This window comes from Streptomyces sp. NPDC050704 (assembly GCF_040654355.1).
Lineage (GTDB): Bacteria > Actinomycetota > Actinomycetes > Streptomycetales > Streptomycetaceae > Streptomyces.
The window spans coordinates 86,858-101,915 of record NZ_JBFAHW010000033.1; the positions used below are offsets into that span (position 1 = coordinate 86,858).

Below are 15,058 nucleotides of genomic sequence, written 5' to 3' on the forward strand. Positions count from 1 at the left end.
GCCCGCTCACACGCTCAGCGCCTCCCGCACGGACCGCTCCGCCTCCTGCCCGCCCTCACCGGACGACGTGACCCGCCCGGCCTCCAGGACGCAGTACCGCTGCGCCGCCCGCATCGCGAAGCCCACGTGCTGCTCGACGAGGAGCACCGAGAGTCCGCCGCGAGCGGCCAGCGCGAGGATCGTCTCCTCGATCTCGGCCACGATCGAGGGCTGGATGCCTTCGGTCGGCTCGTCCAGGAGCAGGATCCGAGGCTCCGTCACCAGGGCCCGGGCGATGGCGAGTTGCTGCCGCTGGCCGCCGGAGAGGAGACCCGCCCGCCGGTTCGACAGGGTCCGCAGCACCGGGAACATGTCCAGTGCCTCGGCGATCGCCGCCTTGCCGCGTTTGCGTCCGTCCGCGACCAGTTGGAGGTTCTCCGCCGTTGTGAGGTGGGGGAAGGCCTGCTGGCCCTGCGGCACGTAGGCCATACCGCGTGCCACGCGCTCGTGGGGCTTGCGGCGGGTGATGTCCTCCCCGTCCAGGCGGATCGCGCCGCTCGACGGGGTGAGCAGCCCGACGGCCGCCCGCAGCAGGGTGCTCTTGCCCGCGCCGTTGTGCCCGAGCACCGCGGCGACGCCGTCGGCCGGCACCTCCACGGAGACTCCGTGCAGGACGGTGCTGCGGTGGTAGCCGACCCGGATGTCGTCGATCTCCAGCTTCATGTCCGGCTCACGCCTCCTTCACGGCCGCGCCTGCGGCGGCGGCACCGTCCACGGGCTCAGGCTCAGATTCCGGCTCCGGCTCCGGCAGTATCAACTCGGCGTCCTGGACGGCCGCGTGCCCGAGGTACACCTCCTGCACCTTGGGGTCCGCCTGCACCTCGGCCACCGTCCCCTCGCTCAGCACCCGGCCCGCGTGCAGCACGCTGACGCTGCGCGCGAAGGAGCGCATGAAGTCCATGTCGTGCTCGATGACGACCACGGTCCGCTCCTCGCTGATGCGCTGCAACAGCTCACCCGTGGCCTGCCGTTCGTCGTGGCTCATGCCGGCGACCGGCTCGTCGAGCAGCAGCAGCCGTACGTCCTGCACGAGCAGCATGCCGATCTCCAGCCACTGCTTCTGTCCGTGGGCGAGTGTCCCGGCGAGGTTGTCGGCCGACTCGGTGAGCCCGACCGTCTCCAGGGCGCGCGCGACGGGCTCCGGGACGCTCTTGCGGCGCCGCAGCATCGTCAGCATGCCGCGCCCGGCGCCCGCCGCGATGTCCAGGTTCTGAAGGACCGTCAACTCCTCGAAGACCGTGGCCGTCTGGAACGTCCGGCCGATCCCCGACCGGGCGATCCTGTGCACACTGCGCCCGAGCAGCTCCCCGCCGCCGAAGAGCACCGAACCCTCCGCCTTCACCAGGCCGGTGACGGCGTCCACGAGCGTCGTCTTGCCCGCGCCGTTCGGCCCGATGAGGAAGCGCAGATCACCCGGAGCGACGTCGAGGTCGACACCGTCGACGGCCTTGAACCCGTCGAAGGACACCCGCAGTTGGCGTATCGCAAGGCCTGAGAGCTCACTCATGCTGCTTCTCCAAGAGGAAGGGCAGGCGTCGGTTCCCCGGTCGCGCGCGCCGCCCTGCGCCGCCGGACCATCCCGACCAGCGAGGCGAGACCGCCCGGCAGGAACGCCAGGGCCACGATGAACAGCAATCCCTGGAAGTACGTCCAGGCCGCCGGGAACTCCTCCGACAGTGCCGTCTTCGCCCAGGCGACCCCGACCGCGCCGAGTACCGCGCCGGCCAGGCTCGCCCGGCCGCCGACCGCGGCGCCGATGACGAACTCGATGGACGGCACGATGCCGATCATCGCGGGGGAGATGATGCCGACCGCGGGCACGAAGAGGGCTCCCGCGAGGCCGGCCATGCCGGCCGCCACGACGTACGCGACGAGCTTCACGTTCGCCGGGTCGTACCCGAGGAAGCGCACCCGCTCCTCCGAGTCCCGTACGGCGACGAGGAGTTCGCCGTACCGGCTGTTGATCAGCTGCCGGGCGATGACGATGAGCAGCAGCAGCGCCGCGGCGATGATGAAGTACACCATCCGCTGGTTGACCGGGTCGTTGAGGTCGTAGCCGAAGAAGCCCTGGATGTCGGTGAGTCCGTTGGTTCCGCCGGTCGTGGCCTGCTGGCCGATCAGCCAGATCGCGAAGGCCGCGGTGAGTGCCTGGCTGAGGATCGCGAAGTAGGCGCCCTTCACCCGGCGGCGGAAGATGAACGTGCCGAGGATCGCGGCGACGGCCATCGGCAGCAGCACGGTCGCGGCGAGCGCGAAGAGCGGATTCTCGAACGGCCGCCACCACCATGGGAGTTCGGTGGCCGTGCCGTACAGCTGCATGAAGTCGGGGAGGTTGCCAGGACCCGCGTCGGCGATCTTCAGGTGCATCGCCATGGCGTAGCCGCCCAGCCCGAAGAACACGCCCTGGCCGAGCGTGAGCAGTCCGCCGCGGCCCCAGGCCAGGCAGATGCCGACGGCGACCATCGCGGTGCACAGGTACTTGGCGAGCAGCCCGAGCCGGAAGTCGGAGAGCGCCAGCGGGGCGACGGCGAACAGGGCCAGGGCGGCCGCGGCGAAACCGGCCACGGCGCGCGTCGACCGCCCGTCGAGGAGGCCTTTGCCCTTGATTCCCTTGGTGGTTTTCGGTTCGGTCATACGAGGCTCCGGGTGCGCAGCGTGTACAGCCCCTGGGGCCGCCACTGGAGGAACGCGACGATGGCCACGAGGACGAGCACCTTCGCGACGCTGACCGTGGTGGAGTACTCCAGGACGGACTGCAGGACGCCCAGCACGAAGGCGACGATCACCGTCCCCTTGAGCTGTCCGATGCCGCCGACCACGATCACCAGGAACGCGTCGATGATGATGTTGGTGCCCATCGTGGGACCGATCGGACCGACCAGGGTCAGTGCGACGCCCGCGACCCCGGCGAGCCCGGACCCGATGAAGAACGCGGTCCGGTCCACGCGTTCGGTGGAGATGCCGGACACCTCGGCCAGATCGCGGTTCTGTACGACACCGCGGATCCGGCGGCCCAGCGAGGTCAGGCGCAGGGTCAGCGACAGCGCGACGACGGCCGCGACCGCCAACCCCAGAATGAACAGGCGGCTGTTGGCGAACGTCAGCGGGTCGTCGCCGCCGAGGATGGTGATGTTCCCGGTGAGCAGGTCGGGCGCGCGCGTCTGCACGTTCGGGGCGCCGAAGATGTCCCGGGCCGCCTGCTGGAGCATCAGCGAGACACCCCAGGTGACGAGCAGTGTGTCGAGCGGGCGCAGATACAGGCGGCGGATGAGCAGCCACTCCAGGAGCGCACCGAGAGCGCCCGCCACCAGGAAGGCCACGGGCAGCGCGACGAGCAGCGACAGGCCCGCGCTGCTGATGGACTTCTGGAGGACGTACGTGGTGTAGGCGCCGGCCATGATGAACTCGCCGTGGGCCATGTTGATGACGTTCATCTGGCCGAAGGTGAGCGAGAGGCCGAGCGCGATGAGCAGCAGGACGGCACCGATGCTGATGCCGGTGAAGGTCTGACCGAGGATCACGGTCATGCGGCGGCTCCGGGGAGGCGGGACGTGGGGGCCTCGCGCGAGGCCCCCACGTGCACGTGACGGGTGATCAGGAGAGGCCGGAGGCCCAGTCGTAGCCCTTGAGGTACGGGTCGGGCTTGATCGCCTTGCCGGAGTCCCACACCTGCTCGATCAGTCCGTCGCCGCCGATCCTGCCGATCCGGGCGGTCTTGTAGATGTGCTGCGACGCGCCGTCGACGGTGACCTTGCCCTCGGGAGCGTCGAAGGTGATGCCGTCCGAGGCGGCCTTCACCTTCTCCGGGTCGAAGGACTTGGCCTTCTCGACCATCGCCTTCCACAGGTAGACCGAGGTGTACGCGGCCTCCATCGGGTCGCTGGTCGGCTTGTCCTGGCCGTACTCCGCCTTGTACGCCTTCACGAACTTGGTGTTCGCCGCGCCCGCGGTCGTCTGGTAGTAGTTCCAGGCCGTCAACTGGCCGGCCAGGTACTGCGATCCGATCGACTTGACCTCTTCCTCGGCGATCGACACCGAGACCACCGGCATGCTCTTGGCGGTCAGGCCCGCGGACTTGTACTCCTTGAAGAAGGCCACGTTCGAGTCGCCGTTGAGGGTGTTGAAGACCGCGTCGGCCTTCGCCGCCTTCACCTTGTTGGCGATCGTGCTGAACTCCGTGGAACCCAGCGGCGCGTAGTCCTCGCCCAGCACCTTCATGCCGTTGGCCTTCGCGTACGCCCTGATGATCTTGTTGGCGGTACGCGGGAAGACGTAGTCGCTGCCGACGAGGTAAATGCTCTTCTTGCCCTGGCTCTTGAGGTAGTCGAGCGCCGGAACGATCTGCTGGTTCGTGGTGGCACCCGTGTAGAAGATGTACGGGGACTCCTCGAGTCCCTCGTACTGCACGGGATAGAACAGCAGGGACTTGTTCTTCTCGAAGACCGGCTTCACGGCCTTGCGGCTCGCCGAGGTCCAGCAGCCGAAGGTGGCCACGACCCGGTCCTCCTTGATCAGCTTGCTCGCCTTCTCGGCGAACGTCGGCCAGTCGGAGGCGCCGTCCTCGCTGATCGGCTTGATCTTCTTGCCGAGCACACCGCCCGAAGTGTTGATCTCCTCGATCGCCAGCTTCAGCGAGTTGCGTACGGTCACCTCGCTGATCGCCATGGTGCCGGACAGTGAGTTGAGCAGGCCGACCTTGACCGTGTCGCCGCTCGTGTCCGCCTTGGCCGCCGTGTCGGACGAGCCGCCCGCGTCGGTCTTGGCGCCGCACGCGGAGAGCGTGACGACGGCCGCGAGCGCCGCGGCACCCGCCATGACCCTGCGCCGGGAAAAACTGGAACCGCTGGAACCGCTGGACAAAAGAACCCCCTCGGGCTGGAAGGAGGACATCCTCCTGAAGTGCGGTCCACAGCCTCAGGTCGCCCTGTTTCCACGGCGTTTCGCAATACTTTCCCAGCGGTATCTTCGCGCTCTCAGCGGGTAACAAAAAATGCCCGGGGCGGAATTCTGCTCATGAATTCGCAGTTCGCCCGAGGCATTCTAATTACTTCCTGTGGGAAGTATCTTCGCGAGGACGGGAGCATGTCAAGACCGTGATTCGTGAAGATCCAGCTGGGCGACGACGTCGAAGTCCACGCCGTCCGCCCGCGCCAGGTAGATCCGCTGGCGCACATGGCTGCCCCGCAGGTGGAGCAGCCCGCGCGGGCCCTCGTACGACACGGTGTCCGCCGCCGCGCCGATCGCGGAGACGTCGAGGGTCCTGGCCCGGTCGATGAGCGCGGCGAGCAACAGCACGCCCTCGTAACACGATTCACCGAGACTGCCGAGGACCGGCGCCTCGACTCCGTACCGTCCGGCGTACTGGCCGTGGAAGTCGAGCGTGTCCTGATTCGCCAGTGACGCGAAGAACCCGGCCGTGCTGTAGAGGCCCTTCGTGGCGGTGGGGCCGCTCGCCATCAGCATGTTCTCGTCCATCAGCGTGCTCAGCCGCAGACACCGCTCGTCGAGACCGGAGGCGGCGAACGCCCGGTTGAAGCGGACCGCGTCACTGCCCACGAGCAGCATCAGCACGGCGTCCGCGTCCGACCGCTCGATCCGCCGCAGCACACCGTCGAAGTCATGGGTGCCGAGCGGCAGGTACGCCTCCGCGCAGATACCGCCTCCCGACTCGCGGGCGTAATGGTGCGCCGCCCTGGCCGTGCGCCGGGGCCACACATAGTCGTTGCCCACGACGAACCAGCGGCGCACCCGGTGCTCACCGGCCAACAGCCGCATGGCGGGCCGTAGTTGGTCGTTCGGCGTCTCGCTGGTCAGGAACACCCCGGCGGTGTGTTCGCCGCCCTCGTACAGCGCCGTGTACACGTAGGGCACCCGGTGGGCGATCCGCGGGGCCAGCGCCTGGCGTACGGAGGAGATGTGCCAGCCGGTGACGCCCTGCACGATGCCCAGGTCCACCAGCGCCTCGACGTGCTCGGCGATGTGCCGCGGCTCGGCGCCGCCGTCGACCGGCAGCAGCCGCAGCTCCTTGCCGAGCACCCCGCCCGAGCGGTTGACCTCCTCCGCGGCGAGCCGCGCGCACAGCTCGCAGGTGGGCCCGAAGATCCCCGCGGCGCCCTGCATGGGAAACACCAGGGCCACGCTGACGACCGAGTCGTCGGCGGTGAACCAGTCGAGCGGAGGCGGGTCGAGCCTGACCATACGGTCATGATTCCGGGTCCGTCCGGTGAACTCCAATCCGTCTCGGGGTGCGGTCCGCGCCTGCGGGGGCAGGTGTGCGGATCTTCGGTGGGAGATCCATTACGGGAAGCGCGACTTGTACGATGTGCTGACCCCCGGGAGCGAGGAGAAGGATGCCGACCCCACCTCCGCGTCGGTCTCAGGACCTCATGCACCTCTTGACGCGGGCCGAGCGGCTGGCCGCGCGCCGCCTGCAGGTCGCCCTGGAGGCGCACGACTGCTCACTCGACGCCTGGCGCGTGCTCTGCCTGCTCTCGGACGGCGAGGGCCACCCCATGACGGCGGTCGCCGAAGCGGCCTTCCTGCCGCCGCCGACCCTGACCAAGCTGGTCGACCACCTCGTTGACCAGAACCTGGTCTACCGGCGCGTCGACCCCCTCGACCGGCGCCGCATCCTCGCCCACCTCACCCCGCGCGGCGAGACGTACTGGCGGCGCGTGGACCGCGAGGTCCGTGCCCAGTGGCCGGCACTGAGCGACGGCGACGACGAGTTGCTGCGAGGGCTGCTGCACCGGCTGGTGGACGCGCTCGACGGCTCGGCCGCGGAGTCCTCCGTGTGACCTGACCCTCATGGAACATGTGCCGTGTCGGACGTGGAATTTATCCGGCCGCCCAAAAGGTTGGTGTATACATCTAGTATCACCAGAGCGCGGGCCCACGTCCGCCCCGACCAGCGAGGCACGCACCGTGAACCACCCCACCCCCGAGCAGCCCGCAGACGTCGTGGCCCGGCTGCGCGCCACCTTCCGCTCCGGCCGCACCAAGCCCGTCGAGTGGCGTACCGCCCAGCTGGGGCGCCTGCGCGAGATGCTCACCTCGCACGGTGACGACCTCGCCGCCGCCCTCCATGCCGACCTGGGCAAGAGCTCCACGGAGGCGTTCCGCACGGAGATCAACTTCGTCGTGCGGGAGATCGACCACACCCTGGACCACCTCGACGAATGGCTGCGTCCGGAGTCCGCACCCGTCCCCGCGCACCTCGGCGGCGACGCGACGGCGTGGACGCAGTACGACCCCCTCGGCGTCGTCCTGGTCATCGCACCCTGGAACTATCCGGCGCAGCTCCTGCTCGCGCCCCTGCTCGGCGCGCTCGCCGCGGGTAACGCGGTCGTCGCCAAGCCCAGCGAGCTGGCCCCGGCCACCTCCACCGTCCTGGCGCGGCTGCTGCGGCAGTACCTCGACACCGACGCGGTCGCCGTCGTCGAAGGCGGTATCCCGGAGACCACGGCCCTGCTCGCCGAGCGTTTCGACCACATCTTCTACACCGGCAACGGCACCGTCGGGCGGATCGTCATGACCGCCGCCGCGCGCCACCTGACCCCCGTCGCCCTCGAACTCGGCGGGAAGTCCCCTGCCTTCGTCGACCGGGACGCCGACCTCTCCGTCGTCGCCGGCCGCCTCGCGCGCGGCAAGTTCTCCAACGCCGGGCAGACGTGCGTCGCACCCGACTACGTACTCACCGATCCGGAGACGGCCCGCGCTCTCGAACCCGCTCTCCTGAAGGCCGTCGAGACGCTGTACGGGTCCGACCCGGCGAGTTCCGCCGAGTACGGCCGGATCGTCAACGAGCGGCACTTCGACCGGCTCAGCGGGCTGCTCGACTCCGGCCGTGTCGTGGTCGGCGGCGACCGTGACCGCGCCACGAAGTACATCGCGCCGACCGTCCTGGCCGACGTCGCCCCTGAGGCACCGGTCATGCGGGAGGAGATCTTCGGCCCGATCCTGCCCATCGTGACGGTCCCCGGCCTGGACGAGGCCATCGCCTTCATCAACGACCGCGACAAGCCCCTCGCCCTCTACGTCTTCTCCGAGTCCGACACCACCCGGCAGCGGATCGCCGACGAGACCTCCTCCGGCGGTCTCGGCTTCGGCCTGCCCCTCGCCCATCTCACCGTCTCCGACCTGCCGTTCGGCGGGGTCGGCGAGAGCGGCATGGGCAACTACCACGGCCGGTACTCGATCGAGACGTTCAGCCACCGCAAGGCGGTGCTCGCCAAACCGCTGCGGTGATGTGCGAGGGCTCTGGGTGAAGTGCCCGGCCGGGCTCCTCTGTTCGTTTCTGCGTGCCGTTCCTCTAGGCTCAAGGAGGTCATCAACTACCGCATGACATCTGCCCGGTGACGAAGTCGGCGTGGGGTGCGCGTCCCCGCTCCACGCCACCACTGGACGGCTTCAGGCGCAGCCACGGGTCGGCACATCCGGACGCCGACGACCCCGTGTGGCGCGTCCCGCCGGGCGGCGAAAGGGATGCGTCGTGCCTTCGGCGTCGGCGAACTACCGTACTCTGCTGCGCACTTCGGGTGCCGCGGCCTTCTTTCTTCCCGCCGCTGTCGGGCGTCTGGGTATCGCCATGACGGGGATCGGCATCGTCTGGCTGGTGCACGCTCGAACCGGGTCGTATGCCGCCGCGGGTCTCGTAACCGGCGGGTTCGCTGTCGCGGACGCCGTCGCCGGGCCCCAGATCGGCCGCCTTGTCGACCGGTTCGGGCAGACGCGGGTGCTTCCCTACGCGCTGGGCGCACATGCCGGGGCCGTGGCGCTGCTGCTCGCCGGCGCCGTTCCGGACCTCGTCGCGGGAGTGCTCGTCGGGGCGACGCTGCCCCAGCTCAGTGCCCTGTCCGCCGCTCGCTGGTCCGCCCTGCTGTCCGGTGAACGGGCCGCCGCGCTGCCCGCCGCCTTCGCCCTGGAGGCTCTCACCAACGGCGCGTCCTACATGGCAGGTCCGGCCCTGGTGAGCGTCCTCGGTGCGGCGGGCCGCCCGGGAGCCGGGGTGCTGCTCGCCGCCGCGCTCGTCGTCGGCGGCGGGCTCGCTCTCGCCGTCCAGCGCCGCACCGAGCCGCCCCTCACCGGCCACGCCGAACGCCGGCACGCCGGACGCGCCCTGCTCCGCTCCGCGTTCCTGCGGCAGGTCGCGCTCGGCCTCACGCTCGGGGTGTTCTTCGGCGCGGTGCAGGTGTCCGTCGCCGCGTACGCCGTCGGACGCGGCACGCCGGACGCGGCAGCGCTGCTCTATGTCGCCTTCAACTGCACGAATCTGGTGGGTGGTTGGGCCTACGGGGCATGGCGCCACGGCGGCTCACCCCGGCGCCGACAGGCGGCGGCCGCCGCCTGCCTCACCCTCGCGAGCATCCCGCTGACCTTCCTCGACGCTCCCCTCGCGGTCGGCGCCACCCTCGCCCTGACCGGACTCGCCGTGCCGGTCCTGCTGATCCTGGCCTCCGTCCTCACCGAGTCGGCGGTCCCGCGCGCCGTCCTCACCCAGGCGTTCACCTGGGGAAACTCCGCAAGCGCGGCAGGCATAGCGGGCGCCGCGGCGATCGCGGGGCGGGCGGTGGACGCGAGCGGTGCGCACGGCGGTTTCGGGGTGGCGGCGGGCGCCGCGGCGGTGATGACGGTCCTGGCGCTCGGTGGTCCGCGGGGCTCGCTACTGGACATGCCGAAGTCGCCCGCGCCCACGGAAGCCACGACGCCGAACCCGCAGCCGCCGCGAGTTGACTGGTCTACACCCTTGACTGGTCCAGACCAAGGGAGTTGAGTGTGCCTCCACACCCCCCACCACGGCCGCCCCGTACGCCGTGGCCGGTCTCACCGGCCTGTGCGCGCAAGGTTCCGCTCCGCGCTGCCCTCGTACGGGTACGGCCGTCCTCCGCGAAGGAGTTGATCCTGTGTCGAGACGCCGTATCGCCGGGTTCATGGCCGCGCTCATCGTCGGAAGCGCCGCGCCGGTGCTCCTGCCGGCGACGGGCGCGACCGCGGCCGCCTGTTCGAGCTATCCGAGCTGGGTGGCCGGCAAGCCCTACGTCACCGGCAACATCGTCCGCTACACCGACGGCAAGGCCTACATCGCCGAGCACGACAACCCGGGCTACGACCCCACGATCAGCACCTGGTACTGGGAGCCGTACGCCTGCGAGTCGGGCCCCACGAACCCCGCCGGCTTCGTCGTGAGCGAGGCGCAGTTCAACCAGATGTTCCCGAACCGGAATTCCTTCTACACGTACAGCGGGCTGCGGGCGGCGATGAGCGCCTACCCGGCCTTCGCGAACACCGGCAGCGACACCGTCAAGAAGCAGGAGGCCGCGGCCTTCCTCGCCAACGTCAGCCACGAGACCGGCGGCCTGGTCCACATCGTCGAGCAGAACACCGCCAACTACCCCCACTACTGCGACTGGGGCCGGCCGTACGGCTGCCCGGCCGGCCAGGCCGCGTACTACGGCCGGGGCCCGATCCAGCTCAGCTGGAACTTCAACTACAAGGCCGCGGGCGACGCGCTCGGCATCGACCTCCTCAACAACCCCTGGCTCGTACAGAACGACGCATCCGTGGCCTGGAAGACGGGCCTCTGGTACTGGAACACGCAGACCGGTCCCGGCACGATGACGGGCCACAACGCGATGGTCAACGGCGCGGGCTTCGGCCAGACGATCCGCAGCATCAACGGTTCGCTGGAGTGCGACGGCAAGAACCCGGCCCAGGTGCAGAGCCGGGTGAGCGCGTACCAGCGGTTCACGCAGATCCTCGGCACGACGGCGGGCGGCAACCTGTACTGCTGACGTCCGTGGGGCGGCGACCTGGTGTCGCCGCCCTGTCGGACCGGTCCACGCTCTTGACCGGTACATACCAAACCGATTGAGTGTGCCGCGCAGACCCCCACACCCGGCCGCCGCTCCCGGCGCCGCCGCGCCGCCGAAGGGACACCGACCGCCATGCGGATCCATCGCCCCCTGCTCTCCTCGCTCTCCTTCGCCGTTGCCGGAGCGGCACTGGCCACCGTCCTGGCGGCTCCCGCACACTCGGCGGAGGCGCCGACGTCGGGTGTCTTCTACGTGCAGAGCGCGGTGACGGGACTGAACGCGGCCGACAGCGGGGGAGCGGTCCTCCAGCGCAACCCCAAGGGCAACGAGGACCGCCAGCAGTGGACGCTGCGGCCGAGCGGCACGTCGTACGTACTGGAGAGCACCGATGCGGCGGGCAGCTGCCTGGGCCGCTCCGCCGGCCAGGCGAGAACCGTGACCTGTGCCGGCGCCGACGCCGCGTGGGAGATCGCACCGACAGGAACGGGGACGGGGGCGGGAACGGGAACGGACCAGTACCGGCTCAAAGTCCCGGGCGCCGACCAGTACCTGACCGTGGGCGCGAAGCCCTCCGGCGCCAACTACCCCGCCCAGCTGGTCGTGGGCCCGACGAGCAGCCGGTCCGCCTGGTATCTGACCCCGGTGACATCACCGACCTCCCCGATGCCGTCCCCGGACCAACGCACCCTGGACCAGGTCACGTTCCTCACCTCGCACAACGCCTATGCGAACGGCGTCGACGGCGGCTTCGCCCCGCCCTTCGTGAACCTCGTCCCGAACCAGAGCCGAGGCATCAGCCAGCAACTCACCGACGGCGTACGCGGGTTCATGATGGACGTACATCAGACGCCGGACGGCGCGATCCTGTGCCACAACAGCTGCACGCTCGTCAGCAGGCCGGTGGCCCTGTGGGTGGACATCCAGCGCATGGTCGACTTCCTCAAGCAGAACCCGAGTGAGGTCGTCACCGTCTTCCTGGAGGACTACGTCGACCCGGGCGTCCTGCGCGGCGAACTGGCCCGCGTGAACGGCCTGTCCGACGTTCTCTACCGCCCCGACCAGACCGGCGTACGGACAAAGGGCTGGCCGCGGATGGCGGACCTGATCGCCGCCGACGACCGCCTGCTCATCTTCACCGACCACAGTCGCTCGTCCGACCAGTCCGCGGGCCTGACCCGTGACAGCTTCGGCGTGATGTACCAGCGCGAGTGGACCGTGGAGAACTACTGGTCGATGGGCTCCGGCCTCGGCGGCTCCGACTGGTCCTGCTACAGCCGCTGGTACGACGCCAACACGAACATCCCGCTGACCGGCGCCGCCCCGCCCTTCCGCCCGCTCTTCGTGATGAACCACTTCCGGGACGCCGCGATCGCCTCCACCGCCACCACCGACAACACCAAACTCACCGACCGGGCCCAGCGCTTCTGCCAGCCGGCGGCCCGCAAGAAGCCCAACTTCCTCGCGGTGGACCGGTACGACCTCGGGAACCCGGCGGCGGCGGTGGCCACCTTGAACACGTACACGTACACGTACTGAGGGGCAGGCCGTGAAACCGGGGCTGGACCACAGGGCCGAGCGTGGTCGCGTGCCCTCGGAGTGGAGATCGCACGGCCGGGCGTGAGATCCGCACGGCCCACCTGTGCGAATCTCACGCCCTCCGAGCACGGCTCCGAGGCGCTGCGGCGACCGTGTCAGCCCAACTGCCCGTGCAGGAAGTCCACCGTGCTGCCCCAGGCCTGCGCCGACGACTCGGGGTCGTGGACCTCGGGACGGCCGTCATTGAAGAAGGCGTGGTCGGCCGGGTAGACGCGGAAGTCCGCGGTGATGCCGGACTGCTCGCGGATCGTGTCGCGCAGGGCATCGAGGGAGTCGACGGGGATGGCGGCGTCGCGGTCGCCGTAGTGCCCGAGGATCTGCGCCTTGAGGCCGGAGAAGTCGGGCGCCTCGCCCTGGATGACGCCGTAGAAGGGAACGGCCGCGCTGACGCGCGGGTCGGTGGCCGCCTGGTAGAGGACGAAGCCACCGCCCATGCAGAACCCGACCGAGCCGACGGTCTCGGAGGTGACCTCGGGCATCGCGAGCAGGTGGTCGACGGCGCCCGAGAGCAGTTCGACACCGCGCGGCACGGGCAGGTCCTGCATCATGCGGAACGCCTCCGTGCTGTCGTGCGCCACATTGCCGCCGTACAGGTCGGGCGCCAGCGCCACGAAGCCCTCCCTCGCCAGCCGCTCGGTGACATCCGCGATGTGGTCGGTCAGACCCCACCACTCCTGGATCACGATCACACCGGGCCCCTGCCCGGCGGGCGGCAGCGCCAGGTAGCCGTGAGCGGTGGTCCCGCCGCTCGGGAAGGTCACGTTCTGGTGGGCGGGAGCCCCGGTCGACCTGGGCGTTTCGGACATGGTGAGTCACTCCTGTCACTTGATTCGCACTCGATCTTGACTCCAGCATGCAGGTGTCGGGTGAGGAGGCAGTAAGCGGCCCCCCACTTCGACGGACCGGTCGCCGCGATGCCGTATCCTCGCGTGTTACGTATAACCTTCCCCGGACTCTCCCCGTCCGACCACCTGCCCGAGAGGCCCCGATGAAACGCATCGCCCTGGTCACCCTCGTCGTCGACGACTACGACGAGGCGATCCGCTTCTACACCGAGGCCCTCGGATTCCGGCTCACCGAGGACACCCCGCGACCCGACGGGTCCCGCTGGGTCGTCGTGGAGCCGGACACCGGTGGGCACGGCACCGCGCTCCTGCTGGCCCGGGCCAAGGGCGAGGCGCAGCGCGGCCGGGTCGGCGACCAGACCGGCGGACGCGTGGGCTTCTTCCTGCACACCGACGACTTCGCCCGCGACCACGCCCGTATGACCGCGGCCGGGGTGACCTTCCTGGAGGAGCCGCGGCACGAGACGTACGGCTCGGTCGTCGTCTTCCAGGACCTGTACGGAAACCGGTGGGACCTGCTGCAGCCCGCCCCACTCGAACAAGCCGCTCAGTAATCAGCAGCCCCTACAGCCCGTAGCTCCTACAACCAGTAGCTCCCACTCACAGAGAACCTGCCGAGGAACCACCGCATGACCGCGTCCCGCATAGACATCGACACCATCCGCCGCCTCCCCAAGGCGGTCCTGCACGACCACCTCGACGGCGGCCTGCGCCCCACCACGCTCGTCGAACTCGCCGACGCGGTCGGCCACACCCTTCCCACCACCGACCCGGACGCGCTCGCCGCCTGGTACTACGACGCGGCCAACTCCGGTGACCTGGTCCGCTACATCGCCACCTTCGAGCACACCCTCGCCGTGATGCAGACCCGCGAGGGCCTGCTGCGGACCGCCGAGGAGTACGTCCTCGACCTGGCCGAGGACGGCGTCGTCTACGGCGAGGTCCGCTACGCCCCCGAGCTGATGCTGAACGGCGGGCTCACCCTGCCCGAGGTCGTCGAGGCCGTGCAGGAGGGCCTGGCCGCGGGCATGGTGAAGGCGGCCGCCGCGGGCACCCCGGTCCGGGTGGGCACGCTGCTCTGCGGGATGCGCATGTTCGACCGCGGCCGGGAGATCGCCGACCTCGCCGTGGCGTTCCGTGACGCGGGCGTCCTCGGCTTCGACATCGCGGGCGCCGAGGACGGCTTCCCGCCCGCCGACCATCTCGCCGCCTTCGAGTACCTGCGCGCCGAGAACGTCCCGTTCACCATCCACGCCGGCGAGGCCCACGGCCTGCCCAGCATCCACCAGGCCCTCCAGGTCTGCGGCGCCCAGCGCATCGGTCACGGTGTCCGTATCACCGAGGACATCGTGGACGGCAAGCTCGGCCGTGTCGCGGGCTGGGTGCGCGACCGCCGTATCGCCCTGGAGATGTGCCCCACCTCCAACCTCCAGACGGGCGCGGCCACTTCGATCGCCGACCACCCGATCACCCACCTGCGCGACCTGGGCTTCCGCGTCACCCTCAACACCGACAACCGCCTCGTCTCCGGCACCACCATGACCCGCGAGATGTCCCTGCTCGTCGACGAGGCGGGCTGGACCCTCGACGACCTGCGCACGGTCACGGTCAACGCCCTCAAGAGCGCCTTCATCCCGTTCGACGAGCGCAACGCCCTCATCCGGGACGTGGTCTTCGGCATCACCGAACCCGACGCCGGCTCCAACAGCCACCGCATCACCACCACCGCCCGCCGGGACGGCAACGGCACCGACGCCAACGCCGACT

The 15,058-nt window shown here is 69.9% G+C and carries 14 protein-coding genes; 7 read left to right on the plus strand and 7 right to left on the minus strand.

What is annotated here, in order from left to right:
* Nucleotides 1–6 precede the first annotated feature (6 nt).
* The 6 genes from urtE to AB0I18_RS20935 all read right to left on the minus strand — a co-directional run bounded on the left by urtE (nt 7) and on the right by AB0I18_RS20935 (nt 6,237).
* On the minus strand, nt 7–702 hold the full coding sequence (gene urtE / locus AB0I18_RS20910) for an urea ABC transporter ATP-binding subunit UrtE (RefSeq protein WP_363107024.1): 696 nt from the start codon (nt 700–702) through the stop codon (nt 7–9).
* A 7-nt stretch (nt 703–709) separates the two neighbouring features.
* On the minus strand, nt 710–1,546 hold the full coding sequence (urtD, locus tag AB0I18_RS20915) for an urea ABC transporter ATP-binding protein UrtD (protein WP_363107025.1): 837 nt from the start codon (nt 1,544–1,546) through the stop codon (nt 710–712).
* A complete protein-coding gene (gene urtC, locus AB0I18_RS20920) occupies nt 1,543–2,673 on the minus strand; it encodes an urea ABC transporter permease subunit UrtC (protein WP_363107026.1) in 1,131 nt (376 codons plus the stop codon). The genes urtD and urtC overlap by 4 nt, the downstream gene beginning before the upstream one ends.
* Entirely contained in the window at nt 2,670–3,566 is an 897-nt protein-coding gene (gene urtB, locus AB0I18_RS20925; RefSeq protein ID WP_363107027.1) for an urea ABC transporter permease subunit UrtB, read from the minus strand. Before urtB ends, urtC begins: the two co-directional genes overlap by 4 nt.
* Before the next feature lie 67 nt (nt 3,567–3,633).
* Nucleotides 3,634–4,929 (minus strand): urea ABC transporter substrate-binding protein, encoded by a 1,296-nt coding sequence (gene urtA, locus AB0I18_RS20930; protein WP_363107028.1) that lies wholly within the window; start codon nt 4,927–4,929, stop codon nt 3,634–3,636.
* Between the two features lie 195 nt (nt 4,930–5,124).
* Nucleotides 5,125–6,237: a substrate-binding domain-containing protein gene (locus AB0I18_RS20935; protein WP_363107029.1), complete on the minus strand. Its 1,113-nt coding sequence runs from the start codon at nt 6,235–6,237 to the stop codon at nt 5,125–5,127.
* A 188-nt stretch (nt 6,238–6,425) separates the two neighbouring features.
* Here AB0I18_RS20935 and AB0I18_RS20940 point away from each other — a divergent pair, with 188 nt between their 5' ends.
* From AB0I18_RS20940 to AB0I18_RS20960, 5 genes are all read left to right on the plus strand, one after another.
* Nucleotides 6,426–6,836, plus strand: coding sequence for a MarR family transcriptional regulator (locus AB0I18_RS20940; protein ID WP_363107030.1), 411 nt, complete (start codon nt 6,426–6,428; stop codon nt 6,834–6,836).
* Nucleotides 6,837–6,963: 127 nt separating this feature from the next.
* Nucleotides 6,964–8,286: an aldehyde dehydrogenase family protein gene (locus AB0I18_RS20945; protein WP_363107031.1), complete on the plus strand. Its 1,323-nt coding sequence runs from the start codon at nt 6,964–6,966 to the stop codon at nt 8,284–8,286.
* Nucleotides 8,287–8,530: 244 nt separating this feature from the next.
* Complete coding sequence (locus tag AB0I18_RS20950) at nt 8,531–9,811, plus strand: MFS transporter (protein ID WP_363107032.1); 1,281 nt, start codon at nt 8,531–8,533, stop codon at nt 9,809–9,811.
* Nucleotides 9,812–9,941: 130 nt separating this feature from the next.
* Complete coding sequence (locus AB0I18_RS20955) at nt 9,942–10,829, plus strand: glycoside hydrolase family 19 protein (protein ID WP_363107033.1); 888 nt, start codon at nt 9,942–9,944, stop codon at nt 10,827–10,829.
* Nucleotides 10,830–10,982: 153 nt separating this feature from the next.
* Nucleotides 10,983–12,386: a PI-PLC domain-containing protein gene (locus tag AB0I18_RS20960; protein ID WP_363107034.1), complete on the plus strand. Its 1,404-nt coding sequence runs from the start codon at nt 10,983–10,985 to the stop codon at nt 12,384–12,386.
* A 155-nt stretch (nt 12,387–12,541) separates the two neighbouring features.
* Here the strand turns inward: AB0I18_RS20960 and AB0I18_RS20965 are convergent, their stop codons facing one another.
* Complete coding sequence (locus tag AB0I18_RS20965) at nt 12,542–13,252, minus strand: dienelactone hydrolase family protein (RefSeq protein WP_363107035.1); 711 nt, start codon at nt 13,250–13,252, stop codon at nt 12,542–12,544.
* A gap of 182 nt (nt 13,253–13,434) precedes the next feature.
* Between AB0I18_RS20965 and AB0I18_RS20970 the strand changes: the two genes are divergently transcribed.
* A complete protein-coding gene (locus AB0I18_RS20970; RefSeq protein ID WP_363107036.1) occupies nt 13,435–13,845 on the plus strand; it encodes a VOC family protein in 411 nt (136 codons plus the stop codon).
* 75 nt (nt 13,846–13,920) lie between these two features.
* Nucleotides 13,921–15,058, plus strand: a 1,138-nt coding sequence (locus AB0I18_RS20975; RefSeq protein ID WP_363107037.1) for an adenosine deaminase, incomplete at its 3' end; no start/stop codon positions are given.

Coding starts and splice junctions, on each gene's coding strand:
- urtE (WP_363107024.1), bottom strand. CDS start 702: ATGAAGCTGGAGATCGACGACATCCGGGTCGGCTACCACCGCAGCACC.
- urtD (WP_363107025.1), bottom strand. CDS start 1,546: ATGAGTGAGCTCTCAGGCCTTGCGATACGCCAACTGCGGGTGTCCTTC.
- urtC (WP_363107026.1), bottom strand. CDS start 2,673: ATGACCGAACCGAAAACCACCAAGGGAATCAAGGGCAAAGGCCTCCTC.
- urtB (WP_363107027.1), bottom strand. CDS start 3,566: ATGACCGTGATCCTCGGTCAGACCTTCACCGGCATCAGCATCGGTGCC.
- urtA (WP_363107028.1), bottom strand. CDS start 4,929: ATGTCCTCCTTCCAGCCCGAGGGGGTTCTTTTGTCCAGCGGTTCCAGC.
- AB0I18_RS20935 (WP_363107029.1), bottom strand. CDS start 6,237: ATGGTCAGGCTCGACCCGCCTCCGCTCGACTGGTTCACCGCCGACGAC.
- AB0I18_RS20940 (WP_363107030.1), top strand. CDS start 6,426: ATGCACCTCTTGACGCGGGCCGAGCGGCTGGCCGCGCGCCGCCTGCAG.
- AB0I18_RS20960 (WP_363107034.1), top strand. CDS start 10,983: ATGCGGATCCATCGCCCCCTGCTCTCCTCGCTCTCCTTCGCCGTTGCC.
- AB0I18_RS20965 (WP_363107035.1), bottom strand. CDS start 13,252: ATGTCCGAAACGCCCAGGTCGACCGGGGCTCCCGCCCACCAGAACGTG.
- AB0I18_RS20970 (WP_363107036.1), top strand. CDS start 13,435: ATGAAACGCATCGCCCTGGTCACCCTCGTCGTCGACGACTACGACGAG.